The sequence below is a fragment of the Pseudalkalibacillus sp. Hm43 genome (assembly GCF_054170705.1).
The window spans coordinates 2,191,341-2,207,253 of the sequence record NZ_CM135129.1; the positions used below are offsets into that span (position 1 = coordinate 2,191,341).

At 42.2% G+C, this 15,913-nt stretch carries 21 protein-coding genes; 3 read left to right on the forward strand and 18 right to left on the reverse strand.

The features are described from left to right. Positions 1 to 3: 3 nt before the first annotated feature. From ACXQIQ_RS11610 to acpS, 8 genes are all read right to left on the reverse strand, one after another. A complete protein-coding gene (locus tag ACXQIQ_RS11610; protein WP_439302344.1) occupies positions 4 to 405 on the reverse strand; it encodes an anti-sigma regulatory factor in 402 nt (133 codons plus the stop codon). A gap of 2 nt (positions 406 to 407) precedes the next feature. After that, positions 408 to 764, reverse strand: a complete 357-nt coding sequence (locus ACXQIQ_RS11615) for an STAS domain-containing protein (protein WP_226552216.1) — start codon at positions 762 to 764, stop codon at positions 408 to 410. An 11-nt stretch (positions 765 to 775) separates the two neighbouring features. Beyond that, the gene (locus ACXQIQ_RS11620) at positions 776 to 1,600 is read right to left on the reverse strand and encodes an STAS domain-containing protein (protein ID WP_439302343.1); all 825 of its coding nucleotides are present in this window, start codon (positions 1,598 to 1,600) and stop codon (positions 776 to 778) included. Positions 1,601 to 1,889: 289 nt separating this feature from the next. Next, a complete protein-coding gene (locus ACXQIQ_RS11625) occupies positions 1,890 to 2,240 on the reverse strand; it encodes a type II toxin-antitoxin system PemK/MazF family toxin (protein WP_221569017.1) in 351 nt (116 codons plus the stop codon). A gap of 4 nt (positions 2,241 to 2,244) precedes the next feature. Next, entirely contained in the window at positions 2,245 to 2,529 is a 285-nt protein-coding gene (locus tag ACXQIQ_RS11630) for a CopG family ribbon-helix-helix protein (protein WP_439302353.1), read from the reverse strand. Positions 2,530 to 2,665: 136 nt separating this feature from the next. Next, positions 2,666 to 3,823, reverse strand: coding sequence for an alanine racemase (alr, locus tag ACXQIQ_RS11635; RefSeq protein WP_439302352.1), 1,158 nt, complete (start codon positions 3,821 to 3,823; stop codon positions 2,666 to 2,668). A 249-nt stretch (positions 3,824 to 4,072) separates the two neighbouring features. Then, positions 4,073 to 5,083, reverse strand: coding sequence for a LolA family protein (locus ACXQIQ_RS11640; RefSeq protein WP_439302342.1), 1,011 nt, complete (start codon positions 5,081 to 5,083; stop codon positions 4,073 to 4,075). Between the two features lie 270 nt (positions 5,084 to 5,353). Further along, a complete protein-coding gene (acpS, locus tag ACXQIQ_RS11645) occupies positions 5,354 to 5,713 on the reverse strand; it encodes a holo-ACP synthase (RefSeq protein ID WP_439302341.1) in 360 nt (119 codons plus the stop codon). A gap of 121 nt (positions 5,714 to 5,834) precedes the next feature. On the opposite strand from acpS, the gene ACXQIQ_RS11650 reads away from it, so the two are divergent. Then, positions 5,835 to 6,425 (forward strand): rhomboid family intramembrane serine protease, encoded by a 591-nt coding sequence (locus ACXQIQ_RS11650; protein WP_439302340.1) that lies wholly within the window; start codon positions 5,835 to 5,837, stop codon positions 6,423 to 6,425. 34 nt (positions 6,426 to 6,459) lie between these two features. Here the strand turns inward: ACXQIQ_RS11650 and ACXQIQ_RS11655 are convergent, their stop codons facing one another. The 9 genes from ACXQIQ_RS11655 to ACXQIQ_RS11695 all read right to left on the reverse strand — a co-directional run bounded on the left by ACXQIQ_RS11655 (position 6,460) and on the right by ACXQIQ_RS11695 (position 13,507). Then, complete coding sequence (locus ACXQIQ_RS11655; protein WP_439302339.1) at positions 6,460 to 7,251, reverse strand: STAS domain-containing protein; 792 nt, start codon at positions 7,249 to 7,251, stop codon at positions 6,460 to 6,462. Continuing rightward, the gene (locus ACXQIQ_RS11660; RefSeq protein ID WP_439302338.1) at positions 7,205 to 7,897 is read right to left on the reverse strand and encodes a cobalamin B12-binding domain-containing protein; all 693 of its coding nucleotides are present in this window, start codon (positions 7,895 to 7,897) and stop codon (positions 7,205 to 7,207) included. Before ACXQIQ_RS11660 ends, ACXQIQ_RS11655 begins: the two co-directional genes overlap by 47 nt. A 16-nt stretch (positions 7,898 to 7,913) precedes the next feature. Next, the gene (locus tag ACXQIQ_RS11665) at positions 7,914 to 8,285 is read right to left on the reverse strand and encodes a globin family protein (RefSeq protein ID WP_439302337.1); all 372 of its coding nucleotides are present in this window, start codon (positions 8,283 to 8,285) and stop codon (positions 7,914 to 7,916) included. After that, positions 8,282 to 8,587 carry an antibiotic biosynthesis monooxygenase family protein gene (locus tag ACXQIQ_RS11670; protein ID WP_439302336.1) on the reverse strand — a complete coding sequence of 102 codons (306 nt, stop codon included), beginning with the start codon at positions 8,585 to 8,587 and terminating at the stop codon, positions 8,282 to 8,284. Before ACXQIQ_RS11670 ends, ACXQIQ_RS11665 begins: the two co-directional genes overlap by 4 nt. A gap of 141 nt (positions 8,588 to 8,728) precedes the next feature. Beyond that, positions 8,729 to 10,162, reverse strand: coding sequence for a PH domain-containing protein (locus tag ACXQIQ_RS11675; RefSeq protein WP_439302335.1), 1,434 nt, complete (start codon positions 10,160 to 10,162; stop codon positions 8,729 to 8,731). Next, on the reverse strand, positions 10,155 to 10,634 hold the full coding sequence (locus tag ACXQIQ_RS11680; protein ID WP_439302334.1) for a PH domain-containing protein: 480 nt from the start codon (positions 10,632 to 10,634) through the stop codon (positions 10,155 to 10,157). The genes ACXQIQ_RS11675 and ACXQIQ_RS11680 overlap by 8 nt, the downstream gene beginning before the upstream one ends. 153 nt (positions 10,635 to 10,787) lie before the next feature. Then, on the reverse strand, positions 10,788 to 12,029 hold the full coding sequence (locus ACXQIQ_RS11685; RefSeq protein WP_439302333.1) for a D-alanyl-D-alanine carboxypeptidase family protein: 1,242 nt from the start codon (positions 12,027 to 12,029) through the stop codon (positions 10,788 to 10,790). A gap of 116 nt (positions 12,030 to 12,145) precedes the next feature. Beyond that, complete coding sequence (locus ACXQIQ_RS11690; protein WP_439302332.1) at positions 12,146 to 12,571, reverse strand: NUDIX hydrolase; 426 nt, start codon at positions 12,569 to 12,571, stop codon at positions 12,146 to 12,148. 132 nt (positions 12,572 to 12,703) lie between these two features. Continuing rightward, positions 12,704 to 13,507, reverse strand: a complete 804-nt coding sequence (locus ACXQIQ_RS11695) for a hypothetical protein (protein WP_439302331.1) — start codon at positions 13,505 to 13,507, stop codon at positions 12,704 to 12,706. A 239-nt stretch (positions 13,508 to 13,746) separates the two neighbouring features. Here ACXQIQ_RS11695 and ACXQIQ_RS11700 point away from each other — a divergent pair, with 239 nt between their 5' ends. Continuing rightward, positions 13,747 to 15,003 (forward strand): helix-turn-helix domain-containing protein, encoded by a 1,257-nt coding sequence (locus ACXQIQ_RS11700; RefSeq protein ID WP_439302330.1) that lies wholly within the window; start codon positions 13,747 to 13,749, stop codon positions 15,001 to 15,003. A gap of 12 nt (positions 15,004 to 15,015) precedes the next feature. Continuing rightward, positions 15,016 to 15,297, forward strand: coding sequence for a hypothetical protein (locus ACXQIQ_RS11705; protein ID WP_439302329.1), 282 nt, complete (start codon positions 15,016 to 15,018; stop codon positions 15,295 to 15,297). Positions 15,298 to 15,324: 27 nt separating this feature from the next. Here the strand turns inward: ACXQIQ_RS11705 and ACXQIQ_RS11710 are convergent, their stop codons facing one another. Further along, complete coding sequence (locus ACXQIQ_RS11710; RefSeq protein WP_439302328.1) at positions 15,325 to 15,840, reverse strand: DNA-3-methyladenine glycosylase I; 516 nt, start codon at positions 15,838 to 15,840, stop codon at positions 15,325 to 15,327. Between the last annotated feature and the right edge of the window lie 73 nt (positions 15,841 to 15,913).

Sequence of the window (15,913 nt, forward strand, 5' to 3'; positions counted from 1 at the left end):
CTCCTAACGGAGCCATTTCGTAATCGATATCTCAGTCCCTACATTCACTGTAGATTGTATCGCAAACTCATCCATGAGTCGTTTGACACCCGGCAGACCTGCTCCTAGTCCACCTGATGTTGTATATCCATCTTCCATCACTTTGCGGATATCCTGTATTCCCGGACCTGTATCATTTGCACTGATGCGCAACCCTCTGCGGTTCCCCTCTTCAATAGGTTCAATGCAAATTCTTCCGTTCCCTGCATATAGATATATATTTCGGGCAAGTTCGGATATCGCTGTCGTGATTCTTGCTTGATCTACACTTGAAAAACCTAACTCTCTCGCCAAGTCTCTCCCTAGTTGTCGTGCGCTGACAATATCCCATTCATTCCGGACATCTACACAGGATTGGACGGTCATGTTCATCCCTCCAAATCCAGTCGAAGTTTATCTAACCCTTGTTCTAAATCTAAAGCAGTCGGCACATCTCTCATATTAATGCCTAAATCGATCAACGTAATCGCAACCGGTGGCTGGATTCCCGTTAAAACCACTTTCGCACCCATTAAGTTTGACATCTTCACGACATCACCTAATACCTTTGCGATAAAAGAATCAACCATATCCACAGAAGTAAGATCGATGACGATCCCTTTTGCTCCGGTATCATGGATTTTTCCAAGCAGGTCCTCTTGGAATTGAAGCGCCGTCTTATCATCAAGCTCTACTTGAATGGAAATCAATAGATATTCATGTAATTTAAGAATTGGTACTCTCATCCGTAGCCCTCCTAGGATAAGGATTCAATTTTTTTATTCGTAATTTCTAAAGCGGATTCCACGCCTTTAAGCAAAGTGCTTCTTGTTGGGAAATCACTTAGATCAATCCCTAGGTTCACGATCGTCTGTGCAATCTCAGGACGAATCCCTACCAAGATGCATTTCGAACCGATCAGACGTACTGCTTCTGCCGCTTGGATGATATGATGGGCAACCATTGTATCTACAACAGGCACACCCGTTATGTCAATCAATACAACCTGGGAACGGTTTTCAATTACACCGTCCAACAGGTTTTCCATGATTAATTTCGCTCTTTCTGTATCAATCGTTCCAATCAATGGCATCACACTGATATGTTCAAACACCGGAATCAATGGTGCAGATAACTCAAGCAATGCCTTCTTCTGTACCGACACAGTGTTGCGCCAATTTTGGGTAGAAAAGGAGACGATCGACTCAAACAGATTATCAATCGATTGATCGAATTCCTCAAACGTATCCATGACATAATCAATGTCTTCTTTCTCGCTGATGATCGTCTTCAATCCAATGCGTCTGAATACTTGGAGACCTTTCGTCACATAACTGAGCGGCCATCCAATCTGGACTGTCCTTTCAAAAAAATCTTGAAGGTCTGATCCAATTTCATCACGTTGTTCAACAACGTGTTTCATCAAGCTATTTATAAATTCAGTATTCGAATTCAGGAATACCTCTTTAGTAACTGTTGTTAGTTCACGCTCGTCCTCTCTGAAGTTCAACATTTGATTTTGCCATGCGTCTTCAATAGAAGAACGATTCTGTTCCATAACTTCATATACGTTTGAGTTCATCCCTATGCCTCCGTTCGTTCGATAGTCATACATAAAAATATTATTTCATTATTATCCAAATCTTTCAACGGTTTTGGTCTTAGAGCCACAATTTAACATTTCAACAAGAATGCATCCGTCGTTTAAATAATCGAAATGCGGGGTAAAAATGAGTACATCGAAGTCCATTTTTAACAAATTTGTTCCTAATCAGATCTTTTTTACTACATAAAACATTCTGCACTCCGAGAATTTTTTAAACAACAAAAAAAGCCGCTTATTTCAGCAGCTCCGTACCCTTTAAAAAATGTTAAAAATCAATGAGCCCTAAGCTGATTTGTAGAGCGTCATCAACTTTCTTCATCATTTCGTCATCTAAATGTGTGATTTTATCTGTTAATCGTTGCTTATCGATGGTTCGAATTTGTTCAAGTAAAATAACTGAATCTCGTTCGAATTTGTATTTTTTAGCACTGATTTCAACATGAGTAGGTAGTTTAGCCTTCTGTATCTGGGCTGTAATGGCCGCGACGATCACTGTTGGACTAAACCGGTTACCGATATCATTCTGTATGATCAATACCGGCCGGATACCTCCTTGCTCCGACCCTACTACTGGAGAAAGATCTGCAAAGTAAACGTCGCCACGCTTTACTATCAAATCATTACACCCCGCTTACTAAGCGGTCCAAAGTTAGATCAGCTTCCTCCTCGGCAAGAAAGGCTTCTGATGCAATGTTCAAGTTGATTTTGGCCATTTCCATATATCCTTGACGCATGGATTCACGGATATGGCGACTTTCCCGTTCTCGCAGATACATTTCGGTTGCTTGATGAATAAACTCGCTTCTATTCAAGTTCTCGTTCATAATCGCTCCGTCCACCTCTTTTATCAGTTGCTCCGGTAAGCTTATTACGATTCGCTTTTTGTGCAAATCAGACACAAAAATCCACCTCCAGCTAACTGCTTCGATCTCTCTGAAAATCCCTTATTAATAGTACCATTAGAAACCCATTATTGCAAAGCCATCTTGAGGCATCTCCGTATAATCCATTCGCCAAATTATGCCGAATTCCTTTAATAAATTACGAATTATTTAGGATTTGATTCATTGTTTCAATGATCACATTATTTTTTTTGTAGATTCTCGGCACTCTTGAAGAGATCAAGCAGGGTATTTCATAGTTGATCGTATCGTTTTGCATAGCGATGTCATCAACGGTGATTTCAAGACCTTTCTGCTCACCGACCAATGTGGCTTTGGTACCTACATCCACCTTGTAAGGCAGCCTGATCAACAATTGATCCATACAAATCCTGCCGACGATTTTGCAATAATGTCCCTCAACGAGGACATGGCCTTTATCGGCATAACGGCGGGGCCAGCCATCTGCATAGCCGATCGGAACAGTCCCGATCCACTCTTTTTCAGACGCTTCGTAAGTCGCCCCGTAGCTGACCGTATCGCCAGGACCAATCTGCTTTACATGCGTCAGTCTGCTATGCAAGGAGAAAGCCTGTTTCAGAGAAAACGGCAATACCTCTTTCATTTCCTCGGATGGCGAAAGGCCGTATAGCGAGATGCCTACACGGACATATTGCTGCTCATATTCCGGAAAACGGATAGCGCCTGCACTGTTGCCGAAATGGACGATTTCAGGAGTGATTCCTTCCTTCTTCATCAGAGAAAGGTAGTTTGAGAACCGGCTCATTTGTTGATTGACAAGCTCAGAGTCTAGTTCATCAGCAGTCGCAAAATGCGAAAAAGCCCCTTCTAACTTCAAACTCGGATTTTGTTTAATTGTATTAATGATTAGCTTTGCCTCATTTTCATCATTTATACCAAGCCGATTCATACCGGTATCAAACTTCAAATGGAGTGTGAGAGGCTGAGAGGTCTCCTCCAGGGCTTGTAGCCATTCATTTTGGAATACAGTCAAGGTGATTCCATACCTCGCGGCTTTAGAAGCATATTCAGGAGCGACCCATCCTAGAACCAGGATCGGGACCTCGATCCCATAGCTTCTCAGCGCAATCGCCTCATCGAGAAGCGCAACGCCGAGGTAATCGACTCCACTCTCAACTACGTGCTTTGCGACTTGTTGTGCACCGTGACCATACCCATTCGCCTTCACAATCGCCATCACTTTCGTTCCGCCTTGTAGATGGTTCTGTATATTCACGTAATTTTCTTTGATATAATCCAAATTCACTTCGACCCACGTATCTCTGTAAAATTGCATGCTCGAAACGACTCCTACACCTAGTTTCCTTCTATTGTACATGAACCACCACAAGCGGGTAAATTCTTTGTTGGTGCCTGGCACCGATTTCGACCCCTTGATACAGCTGGATTCCTGATCGGTGCCAGGCACCTTCCGAAAACCCTTGCGCCAGTTGAGATCCTAATCGGTACCTGGTACCAATCACTTCACTTCAAAAAAACAGGCTGAAAAGAATGGTGGTATCTATTCTTCCAGCCTTATAACCTTTTATTTGCCTTGCGTACTCATCATCGATGAAGCGATGGCTGCCATGTCTTCCTCGGTCAATTCGTTGGAAGCCAGGTAGTAATCGACTCCATTCACTGACCAGCTCAACGTCTTTCCGCTCAAGACACCGACTGCGAAACCGAGGTCAACGAGGTTCCCTTCGTCCATCGTAAGCATTTTCGTTGCTGGAGTGACGACCGCCTGTCTTTGGATGATGGTAAACGACTGATCACCCGCATAGGTCAGAATGACTTCGTCCCCATCGTTATTGGCCAACTGGTTCAATAAAGCCGTACCTTCTGGAACGTAGTTCGGGAATACCGGCGTCAACGCTTTTTCTTCAGAAGAAGCCATTGTCGGCACTTCCAGTTGAGCCCCCTCCATGTTCCGCTCCATATCAAATTGTCCATCATCAAACTTCGCATTCATTTTCGTGTTTTTGAACTTTACGTCCACCAGCACTTTCATGTCTTTATCCATGACTTTGACCTTGCTCGGCATCAAGCTCGACTTATCAAGCGTGATTTCCTGCTGGTAAAGATTTTTGTTCTGGTAATTCGTTTTCGTATTGAACACGTAACCCTTTTCTCCAGCCTTGAAGTTACGCTCATCATCATTCAGTATGTCACTAACCAGAGATTCCATTAAGTACACTTGGCTGCTGTTTTCCGGCCATTCGCTTTGGAAACGGAAGCTTTTGTTCAACGCAGGTGTCAGAACAAAAACGCCTTCGCTGTTGCGCAAGATCATCTGGCTCTGATCTTTTTCGGCATTTTTCAAGCTCACCCGGTAAAAACTCGGTTTCTTGTGCCAGACTTCGATTTCATAGGTGATTGGCTGCTCCCCTGTTTGCAGCGTCATGGTTGCTTCCGCTTTATAACCTGACATCTTCTTCATCGTACCTTCCAAGTCAGAAAGTACATCCTGTTGACTCTTTGATCCACAAGCTGCTAAAGCCGTAATAAGAAGTGCAATGACAAGAAGCGAGAGTGCTCTTTTCAAATTTTTCATCTCCTTTGCCTCATATAGATGACAAAAGAGGGACGTTACATACGTAAGGATAAGATGGTCTGTGTCGCGCATGCCGCCAGGGGCATACTCACATCAGATTGCTATTTGTTCGAGAAAAACTGAATCCGTGAATGCAAGCATCTGTCTGAATCTACACCCCCTTGTTCGTAACCTTTGGCGGTTGCATCCACTCGACCATCTGCACATATGCATCAGCGTTCCCTCTAACCGCACTACAAATATATGAGACAACTTCTTGCAATATGCAGACTAGCTTGACGAGCTTTCAAGGATTACTTGCGCAACTGCGTACTCTTTACTGTGTGAGATGGAGACGTGCGTCACCCAGTCAGAGGTTGCCTTCAACACAGGCTTTCCTTTTTCGTCTGGTAAAATTTCTACGTCCTGCCAGCTCAGCTTCTCCCCAATTCCTGTTCCGACGGCTTTCGCATACGCTTCTTTCGCCGCGAACCGACCTGCAAGAAATTCCAGCTGCTTCCTTCCTTTCAACTTCTGAAAATAGCTTCTTTCCTCCACAGTAAGAACACGCTCAGAAAATTTTTGCTGTCGTTCATGTGTATGTTCAATCCGAACTATCTCCACGATATCGATTCCGATTCCGACGATCATGAGGGGACCACTCCTTTCTATACTGTTAAAATCACGCATTCAGACTTGGTAATCTGAATATGGTAAACTATATGGACAACGTAACACTTTCAAAAAATCCACCGGCAAATGAGGGATTGCTATGTTTGTCCGAACTGAAAATTTCCGTTCATTCATTCGATTTTATCCTATTATCTCCATAATTATCGGGATTCACATCCTGCTTTTCATAGGGGTCAACCTGTTTCCAGCATTATTGAGGCTGACAGCAGGCATCAACATTTACATATCAGCAGGGGAATATTGGAGGCTCGTGACGCCAATCTTCATCCACGAAGCTTTCCCGCATTTTCTCTTCAATTCCTTTTCATTATACCTTTTCGGTCCTGCATTAGAACGACTGCTAGGTAAATTCAAATTCATCATCGGTTATCTCGGGGCAGGTGTTGTCGCCAATATCGCCACTCTCATGCTTCAGGGGCCGTATTACTCACACATCGGTGCGTCTGGTTCGATCTTCGGCCTGTTCGGACTTTATGTATACATCATCTACGCACGTAGAGAATTAATCGACCAACAAAACAAACAAATCGTCTTGACGATCCTGATTCTGAGTCTCGTCATGACCTTCGTCACACCTCGAATCAACATACTCGGTCACCTGTTCGGTTTGGTGGGCGGTGCCGCTCTAGGACCGATCCTACTGACAGGCAAACGATTCAGAAGATCATAATCCATTAAAAAAACAGGAGCCATCCGGATCCCCGCTATCTGCGGTATCGAGATCCAGCTCCTGTTTTTGTATGTTTCACCAGGTCACTGATGGCATCTTTCAAGGTCGAAACAAATCTCAAGTGATATTCCGTATCCAAATGATTGAGGACAACCGCTTGCTGAGGTGTAATTCCAATAATGATAGCTTCGATCTGCCCCATATACCACAACGTTTTGAACAGCTGCTGTAACTCTTTGAAGCCTTTCTTCGTAATATCACCCACACCCGTAAAATCGAAGTAGAGTCGCTCTTGGTTCCTTCGATGAGCATTATCGAGGATATTTTGTGTAATAAGCTCCATCTTTTCGTCCGTCAGATCACCGAAAAGCGGAATCAGTGCCGCATCATCTGTCAGCGAGATGAATGGACCGGAAAGTTCATTGATTCTGTGTAATGCCGATTCCAATTCATTCTTCTTATCTAACAGCTCGAAATTCGTATTCTGTAAACGTGATCGAAGACGATCGATCTGTCTCGACAACTTCTCGTTGTGAGAATTCTTCTCTAAACAGATGATTTCACACGTACTGTCTGTATTCCAGGACATACGGATTTCAAATAATGAAAAAGGATTTTGGAACGTCTTCATGACGAGCTCGAATTCGGTATCATCACTCTTGAATTGGAGGTATTTTTGCGCTTTCTCCATGCTGTCTCCATCCACCAGTTCAAGGAACCCGTCTACATTCGGGAACAACTTCTCAGCTAAATGAGACCGAGTTCGGATTTCATAGTCCTTACTGATTTGAAAATATGGAATTGGAAGGTTGATTACGTTTGCCATCTGAGATCCCCTCGTTACTTAATGCTTCCAGCCACGTCTTTACCTCTTCGATACCTTTAAGGATGACCGTTTCTTCACTGCAATATTGCCTTAAATCATATAAACCACTGAGTCGCCCTCCAACCATCATTGTCGGACCGTTTGGAATTCGACTGAGTGTTTCAACGTAGTCTTTCAATTTCGGTAAATGATAAAGAATGGCTACAGAGACCCCGATCAAATCCGGCTTCCATTCTTTCGCCTGAGTTTCTGCATATTCAAGCGGAAGGTTCGCTCCGAACAACCGGACCTCCCAGCCATAAAATTCAAAAAGGCTCGCGATCATCTTTGTACCCAGATAATGCTGCTCATCTTCGAGACACAGGAACATCGCCTTCTGACCTGTTTTCTTCCCTATTTTACTCGTAATGAACCTGTATCGGTATTGAGAAAGCACATAATCGCATGTAGCTGTCGCAAGGTGCTCATCTGCTACCGAGACTTCATTATTCTCCCAAAGCTCTCCGATATGTTGCATCGATTTCGTCAGTAAATCAAATACGCTAAGCACGTTTTCCTTCTCAGGCAATTCATCGATCATGTCTTCACAGCTCAATTCATCACCATTCAACAAGTACTTTGTAAACCTTTGGACATCCGCTTCCATCGTCTCACCGCCTGCATTATTCTGACGTCTTTATCTCAGATGTACTCAAAGCCTTTAACGCTTCATCCAAAGAAGCTTCATAATGCTCTTTTCTTTCTTCTTCAATATCATTATCCATTACTTGCTTGATTATCTCAAAGTTTACGCGTAGGTGCTCAGCACTCATGCCATGTTTTTGCAGGATTCCGTTCAACCAAAGCGCATAATCGACGAAAAATTGTACATTGTCCAATTCATATGACGTTTCCAGGTACCTGAGATGGTGCTCGTTGTCTTCGCGACATTTACGAACTCCTTTTTCACCGAACTGCTCTTTCAAATTCGGGTATCTGTCATATAACTCTTCTACGACTCGGTCAACTACATGCGGGTACAGGACCTTTTTCATTCCGCCACCACACTGAACATCTGGACCTTCGGGACAATGCCCGCCAATTCTTTATCTGGATACTTCTTTTCGAGCTCATGAATCCGTTTGAAGTCATCACTCCGCACCCAATTCAAATAGCTCTTCTTATCTTCGAACTTGATTTGGACCGTCAATTCCTCAGGTGATTTATCATTCTGAAGCAATTCAAAGGACATGAACCCCTCCGCCTGGTCGACTTGCCGAGAACGATTGCGATAGATGTCGATGACCTCTTCTGTCTTTCCTTCCGGTACTGTGACCGTGGAGTGGACGATAAACATGGAATGACCTCTTTTCCGAAAAATGTATTATAGCTTTCTGCACTAATCAATCGTATTCCTGTTTTTTCTTCTTAAGAATTTTTGGTAAAAAGAAACATGCTCCTTATGATAGGAGCATGAATACTTTCATCGTAACATTTCTTAATTCGATTCTCGAGTGTACCATCCGAACGCTTCCAGACTTTCTTTCAAGTCGACATCCTTTAGGTGGAAGTTTCTACCTACACCTGCTGACAAAATCGCCGTCTTCATGGTAGCCAGTCGCTTTCGTCTTTGGAAGAAGGATTCCATCACTTCGAAGTCTTGCATTCGCCTTTTCTCAGTAATCAACAGTGATCTGGAAAAGAAGCGCGATTGCATATAGAACGTTTTTTCCTCGACCAACCATTTGCCATCTTTATAACGAAGTATTCCAAATAAGGCGAGAACGGCTATCGGTAAAAGAAGCAGAATCCACAAGTTGGATGGAAGCCACCAGAACGCTGGAATCAAGATGACAGAAGGCAACACGGCCCGGATGAGATAGCGTCTTAACGACCGCTTCGGTAATGCATGCATATTGGACGGCAATTCATAGCCAGGCAAAATCTTCTTCAACTCATCATTCAATCTGGACCGTTTGATAATCGGGAGAAGCATGGCGGATACGCCTACTTCAGGCCCTGCCCCGCCGGCACTCTCCACATGGACAGTCGAATATCCGAATGGTTGACGCAACACATTCTCCACGACCCGTACCCCTTGGACACGTTGCAACGGGAAGGTCAACTCTCGCTTCTCTAACAGACCTCTTGTGATGACAATCCGGTCCTCATATCGCTTCAACTGGAAATTGGCATATTTCAAAATCACGCCCATGAACGATATGAACCAAGCAATGAAAACCGAAAAGAATGCCATCGCTGCAATGATGACCCAGCTGAAACCGCTCAACCAATTGAATGCAGTGACATAAAAGTCCTCTGGAATGAGCGCATCCAACTGCGAACCGAACGTACCGACAAGCGGAAGGGTTACACTCAATCCCCCGGATGTTGAAGCCGCAATAATCAAATCTTTCAAGGAGAGTGTATAGGTGTATGCAGGCAATTCTTCTGTCTGCTGAACCTCGGCTTCTTCTTCGTTTTGTCCTGTGCCATGGTCACGCAGTAGAGCTGTGAGACGATCAGCATCGGATTTGTTGATGGCGGAAAGAGAAGCCTCAGCACCCACGCCACCACCTGCTGTTTCAATGTTCACTTTCACCACGTTAAAAATACGATGTAGGATTCCTTGAGTATAATCGATCGATTGGATTCTCTTTTTCGGAATGTACCGTTTCTTCCGGATGAATACACCGTGTTCGATCTTCAATTCTTCTCCCTCGATGTGATAAGTGAATCTGAGCCAATGGATGAAGCCATAGACGGCAAGAAAGAAGATGAACAGGAAAGGTGCATACGTCACCCAGGGCAAGCCAGTTTCATTCCCTGGACCGAATAGGAAGAAGATCGCCAACGGGATGATCCACTCTCTTAACATTTTCAGAAACGACAATCCAGCTGCTAATGGATGAAGGCGAGTCGGTTCAAACATCTTCTTCTGTCACCCTTGCCATATTCGAGATGAAGTCCCGGACTTGATCAGCTGTTTCATTATCGAGCGCAGGAATCTCATGGATCGTAGCGGCAGTAGAGATCGTAACAGAAGAAAGGTTGTAATGACGCAACAACGGTCCCTGTTTCGTATCCACATGCTGGACGCGCACCATCGGAATCAACACTCTTCGAATGATGAATAATCCAAACTTCAATTCAATTTCATATTCTCTTACTTCATATCGCCATATTCGATAGCGGATTTTCGGAACCACTTGAATCATTATGTATGAAAGGAGGATCGATAACACGATGACGACAACAGGCACCCATATAGGAAGGTCGGTCAGTGTGACCAGCACAACACTTCCGATGGAAACCGCCAGGAAAAACAAACTGTTGAGTGCACCACTGATTCTCCAGACGGAAAGGGCTTTCGGAGCGATTTGTTGAGACGGTTCTTTACGCATGAATATTTAGTCCTTCCTAGCTGAAATATAGTCCGTTCAGCTTCTGAATGTATTATAACGTAGAAATGTCCGATTTCCTATAAAAGTAAAAAGGATGCACGTCCTTGTCTCACCTGATGGTTTAAATCCACAGCAGACAAGTCAGTGCATCTCTTATCTTCTAAATTGATTGATTTCATCTAACATCTTATCCATACGGTCTCGCTTCCGCCTTCTCTTCAATTTCAGGCGGTATCCATTCAGAATGAACAACATAAGTAAAGCTCCTAAGCTGACCAGAATGAACACAGCCCAGGACGGACCTTCTTCATTCTCCGGCTGGACATCTCCCATCACCGCTTCCGTCGGCTCGGAAGATGCTTTCGCTACACTTTCTTCAGGAACTTCATCTGGCAGTAACGGGAACGATGCGAGTTCTTCATCGACCATGTTGGTGACGACGAGATTCCCTTCAAGATCCACGGTCGTTTTGAACCTTTCACCGATGGGCTGTGTGAAGAATTTGTCTTCCTTCAGGGTGTATTCTTTCCCCTCTTCATCCACCAGGACGGTCCCCTGTTCGATCTTCTTCGTTTCGAAATTCTCGAATCCGTAATCCATCAGGGCAATTGTGTCAGCGTAAGCTTGCTCAGAGGTGTCACTTTTCATCGTCACAGCGATGTAAGAGGTCTCCCCTTTTTTTGCAGCCGTAACCAACGTGTGCTGCGACTGACTTGTATACCCATTCTTCACGCCAAAAGTGCCATCGTATCTCCATAGAAGCTTGTGATGGTTCACCAGTGTCGTATCCCAACCTTTTCCGATCCAAGGTAGGGTTTTCGTACCGACGATTTTTTTGAAATCCTCATTTTCCAAGGCGTACTGGGTGATTTGCGCCATATCCGATGCAGTAGTGTAATGATTTTCATCATAGAGCCCACTCGGATTGACAAAATGAGTATTTTCAAGACCTAGCTGATCGGTGGCGAATGTATTCATTTGTTTCGAAAAGTCTTCAACGCTTCCTGCAAGATGTTCTGCGATTGCGATTGCTGCATCATTTCCTGAATTGATCATCAGCCCTTCAACGAGCTGTCGAAGTGGCAATTGTTCTCCCTCAAGCAAATACACTCTCGTGCCTTCAACAGTTGCTGCTTTTTTACTGATGGTGACTTGCTCATCCAGTTGACCTGATTCAATCGCGAGGATCGCTGTGACGATCTTCGTGATACTCGCGGGATACATTCTCTTTTCAGAGCCTTGATCCAACAGGACTTCTCCAGTGGTTGCGTCCACTAAGATGAACGTCTCACTGAACAAGTTGTCTGGTCGATCGGATTCAGCATATGCATGGAAAGGGATAAGCCAAAACGCGACAATGAGGAAAGATGTAAGGAAGCAATTCACCTTTTTCATTTTGATTAGCCCCTATAGTTTATTGTTATCTATATAGTATTCGTATGGTTCGGGTAATTTGACAGGACCTTGTCACTATTCCCATTTTCTTTCATTAGAGGCTGATCCGCAAAACATTATTTCCCAATTTGATAGGGTTTTGAGGCTTTTTCCAAGAATTCTTGTAGGATTCGTAGGTCTTCAGGGAATGAAAGGGACATTTGAGGTAATTCTTCAAGTGAAACCCAACGGATTTCATGAATGAGCTCGTCTGGATCCTGGATAGTTGGTTGCCCACCTATGATTTCCACCTGGAAGTAATGTACTGTCACATCGATTCCATATGAATATCCTCTTTTGACGAACAGTTTTGACTGCGTTTTTCCTATGTAACCCGTTTCTTCTTCCAACTCTCTTAAACAGCATGCTTCAAATGATTCGTTCTTGTTTTTCCCTCCGGAAGGAATGGACCATCTTTTCGGTTCATCTCGTTTCCCTTGTAACACCATCAAGACTTTATCTTCATTGATACATAAAGCTGCCGAGCCTTCCCACATATACATCGCTCCCTTCCCGTACTCCTTTCACATATGAGGAACGATTTCCTCGTCTCATCTATGAACGTTTCATGACAGCTCAAGTCTTTCACCATAAAAATAGACCAGTCGAATGACTGGTCTATAACTTCTATTATATTAGAAATTCACAGTTCGGACTGGCATGCTGCGGCGGGAAATCGCTTCTTTTCCAGTCCGCAAGTTTAATAGGGAATAGCGATCGGATCGGCCCGTCTTAACATCCAGCTCTTGAATCAAAATGTCCTTCCCTTTTACAAAAAGGAACCTCGGACATATGGATACATCGTACTCATGTGTAATTTCATATTCTGCATCCAACATGAGGATCTTTTTGGGACTATCCTCTGTTAGAGGATAGGCTGAAATATATAGACTCTCTTGGAGCACAAGGATATCTGCGGGTGCAAAGTGAGTTCCAAGTTCCACGAAATCAATCGAGCGTCCATTCAAAATATATAGTCTTGCTGTGTCGAGATCGACAACATAAGTTGAGACACTAACGGCATCATTATAGAAGTTGACGTCCCATATGAATCCATCAATCTCCCATTCATGTACGAGTTTCAAGTCTTCTTTCGCAAACTGATACACAAACCCGACTTCCCCGTCACCTTCACAAGCGACGACCACATATTGATCGAACTCGTAAATGTTCGGTGTACCTACTACCTTTTTCTTAAGGATCATACCCGTACGTTCGTTCATTGCGACCAGGTCGTATTTCCCTTTTCTGTCAATCGGATAATAATACCAGTTATTGTTCTCTGCGTCGAGGAGAAGTTTCTTTTTCTTTGTTTGGGTATTTTTCACTATTTTATGTTCTGTCGTTCTTGTCGATTTTCCTAGGCTAGATTCGCGAGAAGCATAAAACGGGTCTTTCGGTTCGTGGCGGTCGTGAAATAAATTGTTCATATTTCCCATTATGCTATCCTCCCATTCATGTCATAATTAAAACAAGAACATTCTTACTATGATAAGTGTTGTAATCTTCTCAATAGAGTGAAAAACTAGTTTGAAAGACTAACTGAGATTTCCTTTTTGTGTTATATTAATTTTATCAAAGGAACATATGGTCCTGTATTGGGAAAAATGGTAGTTTTGATAGACAATATTTGAGGGGTTTTCGGGTCAATTTTCCCAAGTTTGGGAGGGGGGATATTTTGATAGGACAAAGAATAAGATATTACAGGAAAACAAAAGGCCTCACTCAAGAAGAACTAGCCAAAGGGATTTGCTCCGTCTCTTACCTCAGTAAAATAGAAAACGGCGACGCCAAATCCAGTGAAGACGTCATCCAGCTCTTGTGTGAAAGGCTTGAGATATCTCCAGAAAGCCAAGAACTTGATGTGAACATCCTTGGGATGTTAAATGAATGGAATTATTTAATAATTGTAAGAAAATTTGAAGAGGCAGAAAACCTTCATAATAAAATTAAAGAATACTTACCTTTTATTGAAGATCCTGATTTACTTACCAGATATGATTTATTCCTCATCAGGGATAACTTAGTTAAATATAAAATTAAGGAAGCTACAAGTTTATTAAAAAAAGTAGATAAGCTTCAAGAAATTAGTTCCGATCCTTCAATAAATCTATATTATTTCTACGTTAAAGGACTTCATTCATATCTTATACAAGATTATAAACAAGCTATAACCTTTTTTGAAAGAGGGGAAACATACCTTACTCAGACTCCTCTAAATCAGGTTGAAAAAGGAGTTTATTATTATAGTGTTGCTCTTACACACAGCTACTTGTTCCATAGTACGTCCGTGATGACCTATGCATATAAAGCTCTCGAAATCTTTGACAGAGAGTACCATTTTAGCAGAAGTTCAGACTGTCAAATCCTGCTAGGTATCGCAAATAGGAGAATTAAAAGTTATTCACAGTCTGAATACCATTTTCACCAAGCTTTAAAATTCGCAGAATCATTTAACGATAATAAAAGCTTAGGAATTATTTATCATAATTTAGGGTTTTTATTTTCAAATAAAAATGAGCCTGAATCTGCTATTGAATACTATTTAAAAAGTATCTCAATTAAAGAAAACAATGACCTTAAAAACCTGGCAAGCACATACTTTCTAATAGCCAAAGAGTATTTAAACCTAGGAGATCAAAAGCTGTCATTAAAATGGTTGGATAAAACTAACAAGATATTAGAAAGCGAACCAAATGAAGAGTATCAAATACATGCAGTAATTCTAATGTATCGGTTAGATAATGATTTAGATAAGGATTTTGAAAATTACATTAAAAAAACAGCTATTCCATATTTCAAAGAAAGAAATGTGTTAGAATATGTAAGAGAATACTCTACATTGTTAGCTGACTATTATTACAATAACACTCAGTACAAAAATGCTAGTGAGTTTTATAAACTAGCGTTAATAAATAACAATAAAATTACCTAAAGGGTGTGTGTGATGAAAAAGAAAATTGTTTCAGTATTATTTATAGTCACTCTATCGTTATTAATTATTAGTGGGTTTTCACAACTCAATTACAATACTCCAGTAACTCATGATAACAACCCGCCAGTGAAGTCTGAATATCTTACACATGATAACAACCCGCCTATGAGCATTATTGCTCATGATAATAACCCACCAATGAGTTATAAGTATTACGCACATGATAATAACCCACCAATGAGTTATAAGTATTACGCACATGATAATAATCCGCCACCAATGATAAGACTTTAAAGAAGGCATCCGCCTTCTTTTTTTATCTTATTTATTGTTCATAAAACACGCTTCACTATGATCAGGTTGGATGAATCCTGCTGCCATGAGGAAGCTTTCTGCTGTAGTCAGTCCTACGTGTTTGAAAGTCTTCTGAATGGCTTTTTGCTTTTCAATCGTCTCCTCTGGCAAGGAATCGAAGAAGTTTTTCAGGCTGCCATGTTGTTGAATCAATTCCTTTGCTACATTTGCGTTGTGTATTGTAGCTTCAATCTTCCTTCTATGGCGGACAATCCCCTTATCTTGCAATAACTCTTCCACTTTTTCATGATCGTAATTTTTCACCTGATCAATAGAGAAAGTTTCGAAGGCTTTCCGGAAGTTTTCACGCTTATGTAATATCGTTTTCCAGCTTAGACCGGCTTGAAAAATCTCAAGAGTGAGTGCTTCAAATAATGCATCATCTTCATAAACGGGTTGACCCCACTCCTCATCATGGTAATCGATGAGAAGAGCGTCTTCCTCACACCATTTACATCGCGTCAATTCTTTCGTCTTTTCCATTTCTGAACCCCCGTCCTATATAATATAGATAACAACTTACCCACTTTAACTTTACTTGTTTCTTTAAATAAAT